A 16,715-nucleotide genomic window follows, 5' to 3' on the forward strand; every position below is an offset into this window, starting at 1 on the left:
GCCGGGCGCCCTCACCTCGGCAAGGACGGGACGGCGGGTCTGTGGGACGGGACCGGTGGCCAGACCGATGGCCAGACCGGTGGCAGGACCAGTGGCCGGTGGGCGGCCGTCCGTGGAGGCCCGCGTACGCCGGGGAGCGCGATGCGGGAGTGGCCGGTGGCACGCGGGGGTACGGCGGGGGCGGGCCGGTGGGCTCGGTGGGGTGCGGGGACGCCGGGTGTGCCGGGGAGCAGGACGTCGGGGCCGGGTGGCGGGAGGTGGTGCGCGGTGCGGGCCTGGTCGCTGCCGGCCCGGGGCTGGGGACCGGGTGTGGTCTGCGGCCGGTCGCGGTGGTGGTCGGTCGCCGTGGCCGTGCGGGTGCGCCGGGTGTCGTGGGCGGTGCCGGTGCGGGCGGTCCGGTCGGTGTGCGGGGTGGGCTGGTGGGCGCCGGGGGCGGACGCGGCGGGGGGCGGCACCCCGGCGAACGGCCGGGCGGGGAGCGCGGATCCGGCGGCCGCGGGGGCGCCGCCGACGACGGCGAGGACGGCGAGCAGGAGGGCGGCGAGGATCTGCCGGGCCGTCCGCGCGGTGCGGTGGTGTGCCGGGGTGTCCGGCCGTGCCCCCGGGGGCACGTTCCCCGGGGGCGGCCCCGGGAGGGGGGTCACCCGGTCCGGCCGGTCAGAACCGGTGCCGCACCGTCCCGGCGCAGCACGGAGCCGAGGACCATTCCGGCACCGCGTACGACCGCGGTCGCCGGGTCGTCGGCGAGGCGGACCGGGCCGCCGAGGCTGACCGCGATCCGGTGGGTGATGTCGGGGCGGGCGGCGCCGCCTCCGGTGAGCAACGGGCCCTTGCGCAGGGCGCCGAGGAGGGCGCCGTGCCGGTCCTGCTGCCACATCTCCATGATCATGTCCAGGACGGTGCGGACGACGGCGGCGGGCGGCTCTGCCGGGTCGAGGTCGCCCAGCCCGGTCTCGGCCTGGCGGGCGTCGCGGACCTGTCCGTCGACGAGCAGGGTCGCCTCGGTCAGTTCGGCGCCGAGGTCGACGACGAGCAGCGGTCCGCCGTCGCGCGGTCCGGCGTACGCGGCGGCGGCCCTGGCGCTGTCCAGGGCGATGACGGTCGTCGGGCCCAGGGCGGCGATCAGTTCCCTCGCCTCGGTACGGTGCCGGGGCCCGGCGAGGACGGGGTGGCTGAGCACGATCACGGTGCCGGTGCGGTCCGCGCCCAGGGCCGTGTCGGCGATCCGGCCGAGCATCCGCCCGCAGGACTCGGGGTCGACGATGCGCCCCCGCCGGACCGGGCGGCCGTGGCCGGGCCCCGTACCGGAGTCGCCGCACAGGTCGGTGTCGGCCAGGACGCCGTGTCCGGGCACCCAGACACGGGTGCGGGAGCTGCCGAGGTCGAGGGCGAGACCCCGGGTGATCCCCCGGTGGTCCTGGCGGGCGGACGGTCCGAGTCGTCGCCCGTCGTGCAGAGCACGCATCGCCCCTCCCCCCGGCCTGCCGTCGCGGCCGCGTACACACCCATGAACCCGCTGATAGCGAGGCATGGCCGAGCCCTCACTATGCAATAGGGAGGCAAAGAAAGCCACTCCCCGGCAAAATCCAAGGGCTCGGGCGCTGTGTGGCCCCGTTGTGCCTCACACCTCCGAGGGCAGGAAACCGGCGATCAGTTCGGCGAACTCGTCCGGCGCGGCGATCCGGACGCCGAGATCCTCCGCCTTGGTGCGCTTGGATCCGGCCTTCTCCCCGGCGACCAGGAGCGAGGTGCGCTTGGAGACGCTGGACGAGGACTTCCCGCCGGCCCGCTCGATCAGCTCGTTCATCTCGTTGCGGGAGAGCTTCTCCAGGGCGCCGGTCATGGCTCCGGTGACCACCACGGTCATTCCGCCCAGCGGCAGACCGCCGTCTTCCCCGTCCGGTGCGGTGGCGGCTTCCGTGTCCTCCTCGCCCGGCGCGGGCGGCGGTGTGGCGCCGGGCTCCGTCATGGTGACTCCGGCGGCCACCAGCTTCTCGATCAGCGGGGCCAGCTCCACCAGCTCCGCGACGACGGCGGCGGCCTTCTCCTTGCCGATGCCGTCGACCCGCTGGAGTTCCTCGGCGTCGGCAGCCCTGATCCGGTCCATGTCCGCGAAGTAGCGGGCGATCCGCCGCGACATGGAGCGTCCGGTACCGCGCACACCCAGCGCGCAGAAGACCCGGGAGAGCGGCTGGGTCCGTGCCGTCCCGATGGCGGCCAGGAGGTTGTCGGTGCTGGTCTCGCCCATCCGGTCCAGGCCCAGCAACTGCTCGCGGTCGAGGGTGAAGAGGTCCGCGAAGTCGGCCACCAGCCCGGCGTCGACGAGCTGGACGACGCGGGTCGCGCCGAGGCCCTCGATGTCGAGCTGGTCGCGGCCCGCCGCGTACGAGACGGAGGCGACGATCCGGCAGTCGCGGCCCCGGACACAGCGCCAGCGCTGCTCGCTGGTGTCTATCTCGGAGCCGCACTGCGGGCACGCCTCCGGGAACTCGATCGGCTGCTCGTCACCGGTCCGCAGATGGGCGACGGGGGCCTCGATACGGGGGATGATGTCGCCCGCCTTGTAGACCATCACCCGGTCGCCCAGGCGCAGATCGCGGCGGGTGATGTCGGCGGGGTTGTGCAGGGTGGCGTAGCTGACGGTCGAGCCGTCGATCTCGACCGGCTCCAGCACGGCGCGCGGCGCGATGATGCCGGTCCGGCCCACGTTCCACTCGACGCCGAGGAGCCGGGTGACCTTCTCCACGGCCGGGAGCTTGTAGGCGATGGCCCAGCGCGGCGCCCTGGTCCCGGAACCGGCCTCGCGCTGATCGGCGGCGAGATCGGCCTTGATGACGATGCCGTCGATGCCGAACGGCAACGCGGCGCGCAGGGCCGCGACCTCCTCGACCCGGCTCTGCACCTCCTCGACGGTGGTGACGGTGCGCGGCGCCACGTCCGTGTCCGCCGCGGTGTGCACGCCGAGCCTGGCGACGCGGGCGAGGACCTCGCTGTGCGGGAGCTCGGCAAGGGTGTCGGCGAGCTCGCCGGAGTCGGCCAGCGGCAGGGCGCCGTAGGCGAAGAACGTCATCTCCACCGTGTACGCGCGGTCCTTGGCGCGGAGGGTGCCCGCCGCGCCGTTCCTCGGGTTGGCGAAGGGGGCGCCGCCGTGTTCGGTGCGCACGGCGTTGGCCTGTTCGAACTGCTCGGTCGTCATCAGGATCTCGCCGCGCATCTCGATCGTCACCGGTTCGGCGAGCTGCTCGGGCAGGCCCACGACGGTGCCGATGGCATGCGAGACGTCCTCGCCCGCGGTGCCGTCGCCCCGGGTGATCAGCTGTTCCAGGCGGCCCGCCCGGTAGCGCGCCGCGACGGCCAGTCCGTCGAGCTTCGGCTCCACGCTCCAGGCCGCGACGGGGCGGCCTATCCGCCGCTCCAGCGACGCCGTCCAGGTGACGAACTGCTCGGCCGAGAAGACGTTGTCCAGGGAGAGCATCGGGACCGTGTGCGGCACGTCCCCGGTCGCGGCGCCGCCCGCCACCTTGCCGGTCGGCGAGGCGTCCAGCAGCTCCTGCGGATGCTCCTGCTCGTATGCGGCGATCCCCCGGACGAGCCGGTCGTAGGCGTCGTCGTCGAGCGTGCTCTCGCCCGTGGCGTAGTACGCGGCGGCGGCCTGCGACGCTTCTTCGACCGCGGCGGCGTAGGCGGCGGTATCGGCGAGCACAACAGCTGAGTTCGTCATGGCCCCCATCCTGCCGCCCACCACTGACAACGCCCCTCAGCCGGCCGCCCGGACCGTCCCGTCCGCCTCGCCCGTCTCCTTCGGCCGTGACAGGGGAATCTGCGGGCCCGAGCACTCCCGCAGCCAGCGCCGCAGCACCTGGTGCACCTGCTCGGCGCCCACCAGCTCCGTGTCCGGTGCCACCGGCGCGGACAGCTCGGCCGGCCACAGCAGGAACGGCCGGGACTGCTCGCCGCCCAGCCCGCCGTGCGAGCCGATCTGTTCCTCGAAGGCGTGCACACGGCCCGTGGCGCCGTCGTACATCGAGTTGACCATGATGTCGGCGACGTGCGGGAAGGTGTCGGTCCGCCGGACCGCCGCCGCCGCGCCGGGACCGAAGGGGGCCAGCGGCCCCTGACCGTCCACCAGCTCCGACACCGGGATCTCCGCTCCGCCGCGGCCCAGCACCACCGATCCGTGGCGCTCGCTGCGGACCAGCAGGAAGCCGATGCCGGGGTGGTTGGCGAGGGTGCCGAGCAGGGCGGGGTGGCTGCGGTCGAGCTGTTCGCGCGAGGCTCGTCCCCCGATGTCGGGGAAGGAGATCAGCCCGAGGTTCCCGGACGCGAGGACCACCGGGTCGGACGGCTTGGCGAGGGGTTCCGCCACCCCCGCGTCGACCGGCCGGTGCAGCGCGATCCGTACCGCGTCGCGCGCCTCCGAGGCGCTGGGGGTGCGCTGCGCGCGGCGGGGCACGGGCAGCCCGCAACCCGCCCGCACCAGGTCCTTGAGGGTCAGCCCGTACGCCCCCGCGAAGGTCTCCCCGGGGCTCTGTCCGTGGTCGGAGAGGAGCACGATCCGGTAGGCGCGCGGGGTGTGCTCGGTGACCTTGACGATCAGGGCGAGCGACCGGTCCAGGCGGGCGAGCACCTTGTCCGCGTCGCGGCTGTTCGGTCCGGAGTGGTGCGCCACCTCGTCGTAGGCGACCAGGTCGGCGTAGACGGCGGTACGGCCGGCGAACATGTCGCCGATGACGGCGGCGACCACCACATCGCGTTCGACGACGGTCGCGAAGGCCCGGATGAAGGGGTACAGCCCGCCACGCTTGATCCGGGGCGAGTCCTTCCGAATGCGTGCGCGGGTCGACTGGGCGATCTCGCGGCAGACCTCGGCGACGAACGACACGGCGGTGCGTACGGCGTTGGCCGGGTCGGAGAAGTACGCGAAGTACCCGGCCCTGGAGCGGCGGCCCTTGCCGAACCGGGCCGCCATGGACAGGACCAGCGCCAGCTGGTCGGCGCCGCCGCTGAAGAGGTTGCCCCGGCTGGCGCCGTCCAGTGTGAGCAGCCCGCCGTCATGGGTGCGGGCGACGGCCCTGCGCTGGAGTTCGAGGGCGCTCGCGGGTCTGCTGGAGACCATGACGTCGCCGGTCTCCTTCTCGTACCAGCGGAAGGCGGGGACGTCGTGGTTGCTGCCGTGCAGGATGCCGAGCTGGCTGGCGCCGGTCTGGCTGGACCAGTCGGTGCGCCACGGGGTGAGCCGGTGCCCCTCCTCGTCGGCCAGCCACTGCGCGACGGTCGGCATCAGGCCCTCGGCGGCGGCGCGGGCGAGTACGTCGTGGCCGACGCCGTCGAGCTGGATGAAGACGGTTCCCGGCGGTCCGCTGCGGCAGCTGTCCGTGCCGCTGCGCCGGCGGCGGCGGACGGCCAGCCGGGAGAGCCTGCGCCGGTAGGCGTTGTCGTCGCGGACGGCGAGCGCGGTGGAGGTCGCGGAGGCGACGGCGGACATGACGGCCGCGACGACGACCGCCGTCTCCGGGTTGGCGGCGCCGCGCCCGTCCGGGATGAGCCGCAGGGCGAGCAGCAGCAGCGAGCCGTTCAGGAAGAAGACCAGCATCCCCAGGACGAGTGCGGGCACGATGAGCAGTGCCCGTACCAGGACCGGCCAGACCAGTGCGGAGAGCAGACCGAACGCACCGGCGCCCCAGGCCGCGGTGAACGCGGTCTTGGTGATGGTGTCGCCGTCGTCCGACTGGAGCTGGAAGTCCGGCAGTATCCCGGCGAGCGCCAGCATCGTGAGCGTCGAGACCGCCCACACCACGACCACTCGCATCAGGGCGCTGCCGGCTGTTCGCCATCGCCCGTCACCCACGCCGTTCCACCTCACGTCCGGCCCCCACCGTTCCGGGCCCTGGCCCTCCAGCTTGGCACAGCGGGTCCGCGGGCCACCGGGCCCGGCGGCGGGCGGTCCGGTCAGCAGCCGTCGTAGCCGGCGGTCGGCATGGAGAGGCGGCGGTGCACGCTCGCCTTGGTACGGGCGTTGTACGGGGGCTCGTCCAGCCCCGCGACCTCCAGGCGGACGCCGCGCCGCTCGCACTCCGCGGCGAACTCCGGCACCGAGGTGAACGCCCGCGCCAGCACCCGGTCGTTGGCGGCGACGAAGAGTTCGACGTCGCCGCTCTCGACATCCGTCCACAGGGCGTGGTGGTCGGGGCGCAGTCCGTAGAACCGCAGCTGCCGGGTGACGACGTATCCCTTGTCGGCGGCCCAGCGGGCGCACATCTCGTGCTGGCTGCGGGTGTCCACGAGGAACGGATCGCTGTCGAGCTCTTCGAGCGGCGTGAGGCTGGCGATGGCCGCCACCCGTACGTCCGTCACGTCCCCCATGCCCGTCCCCCCGGTGTCAGGGCCTTCCGTCCGGATCAGACCGGATCCGGACGGAAGGCCCTGGGCGTACCGGCGACCCTACCCCCCGGACCCCGGCGCAAGAAGGCGCGTGCGGGGAGGGCGGGAGTGCGGAGCGCACGGGCCCGGAACAACCTGTGCGCCCCTGCTCCGGCCCAGCCCTTAGGCTCGATGCCGGGGCCGGAGACCGAGGAGCCCGGGAACGAGGAGGCGCCGCGTGCCGGTGGAAGTCACTTGGTGGGGTCATGCCACCTGCACCATCGAGGACTCCGGGGTGCGGGTGCTGACCGATCCGCTGTTCGCGCGGCGCTTCGCGCATCTGCGCCGCCGCCGCGGCGAGCTGCCCGGTCCCGAGGCGGCGGTCGCCGATGTGGTGCTCGTCTCGCATCTGCACTCCGACCATCTGCATCTGCCGTCCCTGGCCAGGCTCGCCCCCGGCAGCAGACTGGTCGTACCGCTGGGCGCGGTGCGCTCGGTGCCGGGGCTGCGGGTGCTGCGCTCGGTGCGCGGGCTGCGGATCACCGAGGTGGCCCCGGGCGACGAGGTCCGGGTCGGCGCGGTGCGGGTGCGGGCGGTTCCGGCGCTGCACGACGGCAGGCGGCTGCCGATGGGCCCGCACCGCTCCCCCGCGCTCGGCTTCGTGGTCGAGGGCGAGGCGCGGACGTATTTCGCCGGGGACACGGGGCTCTTCGACGACATGGCGCGGGCGGTCGGCCCGGTGGACGTGGCGCTGCTGCCGGTGGGCGGCTGGGGCCCGTATCTGGGCCACAGCCATCTCGACGCGGGCCGGGCGGCGCAGGCGCTGACCCGGCTGGCGCCGCGGTCGGCCGTGCCGGTGCACTACGGCACGTACTGGCCGATCGGCCTGGACGGGATCAGGCCGCACGAGTTCCACTCGCCGGGTGACGAGTTCGTCCGCAAGGCGGCGCTGCTGGCGCCGGAGGTGGCCGTGCACCGGCTGTCCCACGGTGAGCATGTGCGGCCGGAGGCCGCCAGGTGATCCAGGAGGTCGTGGGGCAGCTGCCCCCGGAGTCGACGCAGCAGGCGGTCGGCTATCCGTCGCTGTTCCTGCTGGTGGCGCTGGGGGCCCTGGTGCCGGTGGTGCCGACGGGTGCGCTGGTGAGTTCGGCCGGGGTGGTGGCGTTGCACCAGTCGTCGCCGTTCTCGCTGCTGATCGTCTTCGCGGTGGCCTCGGCCGCGGCGTTCCTCGGTGACATCTGCCTGTACTGGCTCGGTCAGCGCGGGGTGCGGTCGAAGAACGGGTCGAAGTGGCTGCGGACGATCAGCGGCCGGGCCGCTCCGGAGCGGCTGGCGCAGGCGCAGCAGAAGCTGGACGAGCACGGGGCGGCGGTGCTGGTGCTGTCCCGGCTGGTGCCCGCGGGGCGCATACCGGTGATGCTGGCCTGTCTGCTGGGCCGGATGCCGCTGCGCCGGTTCGCCCGTGGCGATGTGCCGGCGTGTCTGGCGTGGGCGGCGACGTACCAGCTGATCGGCATTCTGGGCGGTTCGCTCTTCCCGGAGCCGTGGCAGGGGGTGGTCGCGGCGGTGGGTCTGACGCTGCTGGTCAGCGGGGCGCCCGCGGTGTGGCGGAAGACGCGGGCCCGGTTCAGCCATTGACCGTGCGGGGGGCCGGTTCCAGTACGCGCGAGGCGCCGATCGGCAGGTCCCAGAGCAAAGTCCGGGGGTGTCCGGCCCGCTGCCAGGCGGTGCGCAGCCGGGTCAGCGGTTCGAGTACGGGTTCCGCGGAGAGCAGGAAGGTGGCCCAGTGCATCGGCGCCATCGCACGGGCGCCGAGGTCCTCGTAGGCCTGGACGGCCTCCTCGGGGTCGGTGTGCACGTCGCCGAGCCACCAGCGCGGTTCGTACGCCCCGATCGGCAGCAGGGTCAGGTCGATCCCGGGGTGGCGGCTGCCGATCTCGCCGAACCAGTGCCCGTAGCCGGTGTCCCCGGCGAAGTGGATCCGCTGTCCGCCGGGGCCGGGGGTGCCGATGATCCAGCCGCCCCACAGGGAGCGGCAGGTGTCGGTGAGGGTGCGTCTGGACCAGTGGTGGGCCGGTACGAAGTCGAAGCGGACGCCGCCGAGCTCGGCCGATTCCCACCAGTCGAGCTCGGTGACACAGGTGAAGCGGCGCCGTCGGCACCAGCGGCCGAGCCCGGCGGGGACGAAGAGCGGGGTGTCCCTGGGGAGTCTGCGCAGGGTGGGGGCGTCGAGGTGGTCGTAGTGGTTGTGGCTGATGACGACGGCGTCCACGGGCGGCAGGTCCTCCCAGCGGACGCCGACCGGGGTGATCCTGGCCGGTGTCCCGAGGATGCGCCGGGACCAGACGGGGTCGGTGAGGACGGTCAGCCCGCCGGTGCGGATGATCCAGCTGGCGTGCCCGGCCCAGGTGACGGAGGTGCTGTCCGCGGAGACGGCCGGCAGGGGCTCGGGGGCGTAGGGGAGCCGGTGGATGCCGCGCAGTCCTTCCGCGTTGGGCCGGAGGGCGCGCTCACGGGCCAGTCGGGACATGCTCATGACACCAGGGAGGGGCGCGGTGAGCCGGTCGGCGAAGCCGCCGGGCCAGACCCGGACCTCGCCGAGCGGACGCGGTTCGAGGATCCTGCCGCGGGCCGCGTGGCGCGGCCGCGCGGTTCCCGTGCCGGAGCGCTCGGTCTGTTCCGTCATCGGGAGACTCCTGTCTCGCGGTTCCGCACGGAGTTCGTCGAGGGCCGTCAGCGGAGTTCGTCGAGGGCCGTCCCGAAAATGCTCAGGGCTTCGGCCACATGCGGCAATTCCAGGGGCGCCACAGCGGTGAGGGACTCCAACTGCTGCTCCGGGGTCGACCCGAGCAGCGTCCCGGTACCCAGCCGAACGCGCAGCGCCCCCAGTTCGTCGCCGAACCGGTGCCCGCCCGGCGTCGGGGCGCCGAGACGTTCCGTCAGGTACTCCTCCAGCTCCAGCGAGTCCGTGACGCCCCGGCTCGCCAGCCGGGATCTGAGCGGGCCGAGGTCGGCGTAGAGGTGACGGCCCGCCTGCGGGGGCCTGGCCAGCGCGCCCGACGCCAGGACCGCGCGGTGGGCCGCGGCGGCGACCTTGGCCTGGAGCGCGGCGGCCCGGCGGACCCGGTCCGTCACGGCGGCAGGTTCGCGCAGCGCGTGGGCTGCGGCCATGGCGACCGGTCCCGCGACGTGCGCCCCGAGCGCGGTGAGGATGTCGAGCGTACGGGCGTGGCGCACCGCCGCCCGTCCGGTGTCCGGGAACCGGGCGACCGCGACCGGCCAGGCGGACGGGGTCAGCGCACCGGCGAGGTCGCAGACGACCGTGACGTCGTCGGGGCACATCTCGGCCGGGCTGAGCAGGACCGTGTCGTGCGGCCGGTGCAGGGTGTCGCGCCAGGTCTCGTCGCTGATGATGTGCAGCCCCTCGGCGACCGCCGCCTCGCACGCCTCGCGCACCAGCTCCGGCGGGGCGACGGTGGCGGTCGGGTCGTCGACGACGGAGATCAGCAGCAGCCGGGGCCTGCCGCCCTCGGCGCGCACCCTTCGTACGGTCTCCAGGAGCGCGTAGGGGTCGGGCACGCCACCGCACTCGGCCGGGGTCGGCACATGGTAGGCGGGCCTGCCGAGCAGTCGGGCCTGCGGAATCCAGGTGGCCGTGCAGGGGCGGGGCATGAGGACGTCGCCGCCGTGCGCGGCGATCAGGGCGAGCAGCAGCGGCGAGGCGCCCGGGGCCGCGGCGATGTGCCGCGGGCCGCCGTGCAGTCCGCGCCGCTCCCAGTAGGCGGCCGCGGCCTCGCGCAGGGCGTCGCCGCCACCGGTCGGTTCGGGTGCGCCGCGGCCAGCCGCCGAGGCGAGCACCTCGGCCAGTTCGGGCAGCACGGGCAGACCGGGGTCCGGGGCGGGCGGCCCGTACCGGACGGGGCCCCGGTCCTCGCGTACGGAGCCCCGTCCGGTCCGCTGCCGCGCCATCCGGGCCTCCTTCGCCGCCGCCCCGTCACCCTGTCGTGCCGTCTCGCGCTCAGGGCCCCTCAAGGGCCCTTTATACGAGGGTTCGGCCGGCCGCGCCCGCCGGCGGAGCGACGGCCGGCCGCCGGGGCGGGATCAGCCCGCGAAGAGCGGCTGGGGCATTCCGCGTCCCGCGTCGGGCAGCACGAGCAGCGAACCGGACAGCGGGTGCGGGGCGGTGAGCCCGGTGCGGGCCGTCGAGATGTAGAGGTCGCGCAGGCCGTCACCGCCGAAGGCGCAGGCGGTCGGCCGCCGTACCGGGAGTGCGACGATCCGGTCCAGGGTGCCGTCGGCCGTGTACCGGCGCACCGCGGAACCGTCCCAGAGGGCGACCCAGACGGCCCCCTCGGCGTCGACCGTCAGCCCGTCGGGGAAGCCCGCCCCCTCCTCGACGGTGGCGAACGGTCGCCGGTTGACGGCGTGTTCGCCGTCGAAGTCGAAGACGTCGACGCGGCGCGTGGGGGTGTCGATGAAGTACATCAGCCGCCCGTCCGGGCTCCATCCGACGCCGTTGCCGCACGCCACGGCGGGCAGCACCGGGGTCACCGCGCCATCGGCCGCGATCCGGGTGAGGCTGCCGCCGCCCGCGGCGCCGTCGTAGCGCATGCTGCCCGCCCACAGCGCCCCGTCCGGCGCGACCGCCGCGTCGTTGCCGCGCCGGCCCGGCACCGGGTCGTGGACCAGCCAGCGGAAGGCGCCGTCGGGGTCGTACAGGCCGATGCCGTCGCGGAGATTGACCACGAGCCCGCCTCCGGCGCGGGGCTTGGCCGCGCCGACGTGCTGTTCGGTCGCCATCACCGTACGGCGGTGGCTCACCGGGTCGTAGGTGTGCACGCGCGCGGAGACGATGTCGACCCAGATCAACCGCCCGGCGGCCGCGTCCCACGTCGGACCCTCGCCGAGTTCGGCCTGTTCGGGTACGGCCACGTCCAGGCCTGTGCCGCTCAATGTCTCGCCCCTCGTGGTGTCCGGGCCGACCGGAGAGCCCGTCGGCGCCCTCGGCCGCGAGACCCACCGGCTCCCTCTCGTGTTCCTCGGTCCGGCGGATCACCGGAATCACGCACTCAGCGTAGACGTGCGGCCATGGCGTCGGCACAGCGGCCGCGTGATGCCGGGGCCCGGTCGGGGCAGGGCGTTCAGGTTCATCGGCCGGACGACCCGGCCTGCCGGCAGGCACCGGCGAGGGCCTCGCCGGGAGGGCGCGGACCGCCCTTCGAGAGGTCCCGCCCATCCGGTCCGACCGAGTGGTGCGAGCGCGCCTCCTGGTTCGGCGCGGCCTGGCGGGGTAGGCGCTGTCCCATGTCTGCACCGTTCTCAGCCTCGCGCATCCCGTTCACCCGCCCGTCGTCCACCGCGCTCCGCGAGGTGCTGCACCGCCGCGATCTCGCCGCGTTCCGGGGCCTGGCCCACCGGAACTGGCCGGGCGCCGGGCCGGTACTGCCACGGCTGAGCCGCACCGCCGATCACGGACTCCTGTGGCTGGGCGCCGCGGCCGGGCTGGCGGCGCTGGGCGGCAACGCGCGGGCGCGGCGGGCCGCCCTGCGCGGAATCGCCTCGCTGGGCGTGGCTTCGGCCGTGACCAACATCCTCGGCAAGAGCGCGGTACGCCGACAGCGTCCGCTGCTGGACGCCGTGCCGGTGGTACGGCGGCTCGCGCGTCAGCCGGTCACCACGTCCTTCCCCTCCGGACACGCCGCGTCGGCTGCGGCGTTCGCCACGGGCGTGGCCCTCGAATCGAAGGGCTGGGGAGCGGTGGTGGCGCCGCTCGCCCTTTCCGTCGCCGCGTCCCGCGTCTATACCGGAGTCCACTATCCGAGTGATGTGCTGGCCGGTGCGGTGCTCGGTGTGGGCGCCGCGCTGGCTCTGCGCGGTGTCGTCCCGACCCGCGGGCAGCTGCCGGCACCGGGCCGCCCGCCCGGTCACGCGCCCGCGCTGCCGACCGGCCAGGACCTGGTGGTCGTGGTCAACGAGGAGTCGGGCACCGCGACGGCGACGGCCTCGCTGGTGCGGAGCGCGCTGCCGGATGCCGAGGTGGTGGAGTGCGCCCCCGACGAGCTCTCCGCCGAACTGGAGAAGGCGGCGGGCCGGGGCAGGGCCCTGGGGGTGTGCGGCGGGGACGGCACGGTCAACCGGGCCGCGGCCGTCGCCGCCCTGCACGGCGTGCCGCTGGCGGTGTTTCCGGGCGGGACGCTGAACCACTTCGCCTACGACCTGGGCATCGAGACCGTGGACGACACCTGTACGGCGCTGATCGCCGGCGATGCGGTCCGGGTCGACCTCGGCCGCTTCCGGCCCGGTCCCGAGGGTCCCGGCGGTGCTCACGGCTACTTCCTCAACGCCTTCAGCATGGGCGTCTATCCCGAACTGGTACGGGCCCGTGAGCGCTGGGCCCCCAAGGTCGGAGGCTGGCCGGCGGGCGTGCTCGCGGCCTGGAAGGTGCTGCGCGGGGACCGTCCGCTGGAGGTGGAACTGGAGGGGCGGCGGCGCCCGTTGTGGCTGCTGTTCGTGGGCAATGGGATGTTCCAGCGCGTGGGTCCGGCACCGGGCCGTCGGCACAACCTCGCGGACGGCCTGCTGGATGTCCGGGTGGTGCACGGCGGCCGTGCGCCGGGGCTGCGCCTGCTCGCCGCGGCCGTCGCGGGTCCGCTCACCCGCTCCCCCGTCCACGCGGCACAACGGCGCCACCGGGTGCGGATCACCGGCCTGACACCCGGCACTCCTTACGCGTTCGACGGCGAAGTCGCCTACAGCCGGGACGAGTTGTTGGTCGACAAGCTTCCGGAGGCGCTGACGGTGTACTGCCCCATGCCGGTGTAGCGAAGCGCCCGGAGAACAGCCACGCCCGGACGAGCCGGACGGACCAGGGGCGGCCGACGCCGAGTCGGCCGCCCTTCCGTGTCCCGGCCCGCCGGGATGCCCTCCCGCACACCGGCCACCAACCACGTGCCGTCCACATATCAAGACGCGTATCTCAATATTCGACATCGGCGCGTACGGTGTCGCTGACGATCAGCCCTTCGCGGGGCCCGCGTCCGGGCTCCGCGCACCGAGGAAGGATCCACGGCCATGCCGAAGGAGACCGCCGTCTACACCCACGGCCACCAGGAACCGGCGCTGCGCTCGCACCGCTGGCGCACCGCCGCCAACTCCGCGGCCTATCTGATCGACGAGCTCCGCCCCGGCCTGACCGTGCTGGACGTCGGCTGCGGGCCGGGCACCATCACCGCGGACCTGGCCGCGCTGGTCGCTCCCGGCCGGGTGACCGCCGTCGAGACCACCGAGGAGATCCTGTCCCAGGCCGCCGGGGTCGCGGCCGAACGCGGTCTGGAAAACGTCGAGTTCACCGTCGCCGACGTACACGCGCTGGAATTTCCCGACGACTCCTTCGACGTCGTCCACGCCCATCAGGTGCTCCAGCACGTGGGCGACCCGGTGCAGGCGCTGCGCGAGATGCGGCGGGTCTGCCGCCCCGGCGGCGTCGTCGCGGTCCGCGACAGCGACTACGCGGCGATGGCCTGGTATCCGGAGTTTCCCGGCCTGGACGACTGGCTGGACCTGTACCGCCGGGTCGCCCGCGCCAACGGCGGCGAGCCGGACGCGGGCCGCCGGCTGCTCTCCTGGGTCCGCCGGGCCGGTTTCACCGACATCACCCCGACCACCGGCAGCTGGTGTTTCGCCACCCCGGAGAGCCGGGCCTGGTGGAGCGGCATGTGGGCGGACCGCACGGTCGGTTCGACGTACGCGGAGATGGCCGTCACCGGCGGCCATGCGAGCACCGGGGAACTGGCGGAGATCGCCGCCGCCTGGCGCGAGTGGGGCACGGGGGACGACGCCTGGTTCATGGTTCCGCACGGCGAGGTGCTCTGCCGGGCCTGAGCGCGCCTCTGCCCGCCGAATCGATCACGCGCCGATGGGCCGCCAACTACCCTTGTGCGCATGGATATTCTGGGAACCACGCTCCGTATCTGCGTCGACGACCTGGAGGCCGCGGTGGCCTTCTACGAGAACCTCACGGGCAGTTCGGCGCTCCGTTTCGAGCGGGGCGGGGTGTCGGTCGCCGCGATCAGCTGCTTCCTCCTGATGAGCGGCCCGGAGGCGGAGTTGGAGATCCTGCGCAAGGTGACGGCGACGATCGCGGTGAAGGACGTCGACGACGCGCACGCCGCCCTGACCCGCGTCGGTGCCCGGATCCTGGCGGGTCCGGTACCGACGCCGGTCGGCCGCAATCTGATCGCCGTGCACCCCGACGGTTCGGTCTTCGAGTACGTCGACCGGAGCCTGCCGTCCGGCCCGTGAGGACCGGACGGCGGACGGGACCGGATCCCGTCAGCTCTTGGGGCGCATCCGGTAGTTGTACATGTCGGGCAGCGGCTCGTCGGTGATCCGGGCCCACACCTCGTCCAGGATCTCCGCGCCCTCGCGCAGATCCGCGACCTCGAAGCCCTCGTCGAAGACGGCCCGCGCGGCGGGCCGGTCGCCCTCGGCGATCAGCAGCCGGGCCTCCAGCAGACGGAAGCGGCCGCGCTGCCGGACCGCCGGGGGCAGCGCCGCCCACACCGCCCGGACCGTCTCGGTGCGCCCTGCTTTCAGCAGCGCCTCCATCGCCTCCCGGCCCAGTGCCGCCGCGGCCGCCGTCCAGGCCTCGTCCTCGTCACTGCGGTCCGCGCACAGCTCCTCGAACGCCTCGCCACAGAGGTCCGCGGCCCGGTCCCACTGACGGCCCTCCTCGGCGGCGACGGCGAGACATCTCAGCAGCGGCCAGCGGGACGGGGCGAGCGCCAGCCCGCGTTCCCAGCTGCGCACCGCCTGGGCGCGGTCGCCGGCATGCCACTGGGCGACGCCCAGGTGGTATTCGGTGAGGGGTTCGGCGGGCGCCGTCTCCAGCATGTCGCGCCAGTGCGGGGAGACCAGGGAAGGGCCGGGCGGGACCGCCGGGTCCGGTGCGGGGAAGGTGCCATGATCCAGCAACTCCAGCCAGGGCCCCTGCTGTTCGCCGAGGGTGGAGTCGGCGAAGGGGGTGCCGGGAAGTTCGTACTTCCCTCGCCGGACCTCCAGCGCGCCCCAGCCCGAGCCGGTGGCGAGCGACTCACCGGGCTCGGTGTCGGCGCAGCGGCGCCAGGCGGTGTAGGCGGCCTCGACATCGGTGCGTGGCAGCGCCTCGGCCAGCCGCTGTTCGGTCTCGGCGCGGGCCGCCGCCCAGTCCTCGCCGTGCACGGCGCGCGGGTCCGCGGACAGCGGCCCGTACGATTCCAGCCAGCTGAACTCGGCGCCCGGTTCCAGGGGGACGTGCTCCAGCTGGGTGCGGGCGAGTCCGGCCTGGATCTCGGCGTAACCGACGGTGCCGGGCTCGGTCAGCCACTCCTGCCAGCGCCGCCCGCCCGCGCCGCCGCCCCAGAGGAAGAGCTTCCGGCCGCGCAGCAGATCGGTCGAGGTCTGGACGAGCCCGTGGCCGTTTTCGTCGAGCGAGGCTATCCAGCGGCGGGCGCCGTCGGGCACCTCGTAGAAGTAGTCGGCGGGGAAGTCGCCGCGCAGCGGGTACGTACGGTCCACGGTGCCGCTCACGGGCACCGGGACCCGGCTCAGGGTCCGCTCGTACCCAAAGTGCCACGCCTCGTCCGCGGGGGCCAGCACACGGGTGCGTTCGCCTTCGGGCACGGCGATGTTGGACCACCAGTACACGGGTGCGGTGTGTTCGTGCGGATTGCGGATCCGTACGCCGACGTGCAGGAAGTCGGAGTCCTCGGGCAGCCACAGGTCCACCTGGAACGGCAGGTCGCGCAGCCGCTCCCATTCCCAGAGGCGGACCATCTCGCCCCCGTCCGGCGCGGGGACGCGGGCCGCGTGGAGCGGGGCGCAGGAGAGCGTGGTGTGGCCGGTGGCGCCGATGTTCCACTCGATGCCGCCGGAGAACCAGGCGCCGTTGAGCGCGAAGTCGGCGGGCTGGAGCACCGGGTTGGTGTAGAGCAGTTCGCGGCCGGTCGGCTTGTGGTGGAGGGAGTGGATCCGCCCGCCGAGTCCGGGCAGGACGGTGGCCCGCAGCCGGTCGTTCTCGATGACGATCGCATCGAGACCGGTGGCGGTCCGCTCACGGCCGTAGCCGTCGAGGATGCGCACCGGCAGCACCGTGGTCAGCGGCCGATAGCCGATCTGGCGTGCCATGTCGCGTGGCAGCGCGGCCCGGTCGCGTTCGTCGATCACATGCATCTCGTCGAGCGGCCGCAACGCGGGCAGCGGATTCTCCGGGCCCAGCGGCGCGGCGGGCAGAGTCAGTACGGCACGTCGTACGGTCGTGGCCAAGACAACCTCGCTCCCTCGCACGGGACGCCGCAGGTCCGGGCGTCCCCGATGAC

General features: G+C 74.2%; 14 protein-coding genes. 5 read left to right on the forward strand and 9 right to left on the reverse strand.

All coding sequences use genetic code 11. The annotated features are described in order from the left end of the window. Positions 1–11: 11 nt before the first annotated feature. The 5 genes from GA0115234_RS39515 to GA0115234_RS39535 form a co-directional block, all read right to left on the reverse strand. Positions 12–611 (reverse strand): hypothetical protein, encoded by a 600-nt coding sequence (locus tag GA0115234_RS39515; protein WP_093551453.1) that lies wholly within the window; start codon positions 609–611, stop codon positions 12–14. 29 nt (positions 612–640) lie between these two features. Then, a complete protein-coding gene (locus tag GA0115234_RS39520; RefSeq protein WP_093551455.1) occupies positions 641–1,465 on the reverse strand; it encodes a rod shape-determining protein in 825 nt (274 codons plus the stop codon). 156 nt (positions 1,466–1,621) lie between these two features. After that, positions 1,622–3,730: an NAD-dependent DNA ligase LigA gene (ligA, locus tag GA0115234_RS39525; protein WP_093551457.1), complete on the reverse strand. Its 2,109-nt coding sequence runs from the start codon at positions 3,728–3,730 to the stop codon at positions 1,622–1,624. 27 nt (positions 3,731–3,757) lie between these two features. Beyond that, positions 3,758–5,848, reverse strand: coding sequence for a phage holin family protein (locus GA0115234_RS39530; protein ID WP_370804755.1), 2,091 nt, complete (start codon positions 5,846–5,848; stop codon positions 3,758–3,760). Between the two features lie 101 nt (positions 5,849–5,949). Further along, positions 5,950–6,363, reverse strand: coding sequence for a hypothetical protein (locus GA0115234_RS39535; RefSeq protein ID WP_093551461.1), 414 nt, complete (start codon positions 6,361–6,363; stop codon positions 5,950–5,952). Positions 6,364–6,598: 235 nt separating this feature from the next. Between GA0115234_RS39535 and GA0115234_RS39540 the strand changes: the two genes are divergently transcribed. Next, positions 6,599–7,381: an MBL fold metallo-hydrolase gene (locus GA0115234_RS39540; RefSeq protein WP_176729401.1), complete on the forward strand. Its 783-nt coding sequence runs from the start codon at positions 6,599–6,601 to the stop codon at positions 7,379–7,381. Further along, complete coding sequence (locus tag GA0115234_RS39545; protein WP_093551463.1) at positions 7,378–7,998, forward strand: DedA family protein; 621 nt, start codon at positions 7,378–7,380, stop codon at positions 7,996–7,998. The genes GA0115234_RS39540 and GA0115234_RS39545 overlap by 4 nt, the downstream gene beginning before the upstream one ends. Here the strand turns inward: GA0115234_RS39545 and GA0115234_RS39550 are convergent. The 3 genes from GA0115234_RS39550 to GA0115234_RS39560 form a co-directional block, all read right to left on the reverse strand. Continuing rightward, positions 7,988–9,046: an MBL fold metallo-hydrolase gene (locus tag GA0115234_RS39550; protein ID WP_093551465.1), complete on the reverse strand. Its 1,059-nt coding sequence runs from the start codon at positions 9,044–9,046 to the stop codon at positions 7,988–7,990. The genes GA0115234_RS39545 and GA0115234_RS39550 overlap by 11 nt on opposite strands. A 47-nt stretch (positions 9,047–9,093) precedes the next feature. Continuing rightward, on the reverse strand, positions 9,094–10,329 hold the full coding sequence (locus GA0115234_RS39555) for an aminotransferase class I/II-fold pyridoxal phosphate-dependent enzyme (RefSeq protein ID WP_093551467.1): 1,236 nt from the start codon (positions 10,327–10,329) through the stop codon (positions 9,094–9,096). Between the two features lie 132 nt (positions 10,330–10,461). Beyond that, positions 10,462–11,313 (reverse strand): SMP-30/gluconolactonase/LRE family protein, encoded by an 852-nt coding sequence (locus tag GA0115234_RS39560; RefSeq protein ID WP_093551469.1) that lies wholly within the window; start codon positions 11,311–11,313, stop codon positions 10,462–10,464. A 351-nt stretch (positions 11,314–11,664) separates the two neighbouring features. Between GA0115234_RS39560 and GA0115234_RS39565 the strand changes: the two genes are divergently transcribed. The 3 genes from GA0115234_RS39565 to GA0115234_RS39575 all read left to right on the forward strand — a co-directional run bounded on the left by GA0115234_RS39565 (position 11,665) and on the right by GA0115234_RS39575 (position 14,661). After that, complete coding sequence (locus GA0115234_RS39565) at positions 11,665–13,182, forward strand: bifunctional phosphatase PAP2/diacylglycerol kinase family protein (RefSeq protein ID WP_093551471.1); 1,518 nt, start codon at positions 11,665–11,667, stop codon at positions 13,180–13,182. 249 nt (positions 13,183–13,431) lie between these two features. Then, positions 13,432–14,241 carry a class I SAM-dependent methyltransferase gene (locus GA0115234_RS39570; RefSeq protein ID WP_093551473.1) on the forward strand — a complete coding sequence of 270 codons (810 nt, stop codon included), beginning with the start codon at positions 13,432–13,434 and terminating at the stop codon, positions 14,239–14,241. A 60-nt stretch (positions 14,242–14,301) separates the two neighbouring features. Then, a complete protein-coding gene (locus GA0115234_RS39575; RefSeq protein ID WP_093551475.1) occupies positions 14,302–14,661 on the forward strand; it encodes a VOC family protein in 360 nt (119 codons plus the stop codon). A 30-nt stretch (positions 14,662–14,691) separates the two neighbouring features. Here GA0115234_RS39575 and GA0115234_RS39580 read toward each other — a convergent pair whose 3' ends face one another. After that, positions 14,692–16,662 (reverse strand): DUF5107 domain-containing protein, encoded by a 1,971-nt coding sequence (locus tag GA0115234_RS39580; protein WP_093551477.1) that lies wholly within the window; start codon positions 16,660–16,662, stop codon positions 14,692–14,694. Between the last annotated feature and the right edge of the window lie 53 nt (positions 16,663–16,715).

The organism is Streptomyces sp. DvalAA-43, from assembly GCF_900091725.1.
Classification (GTDB): domain Bacteria; phylum Actinomycetota; class Actinomycetes; order Streptomycetales; family Streptomycetaceae; genus Streptomyces; species Streptomyces pulveraceus.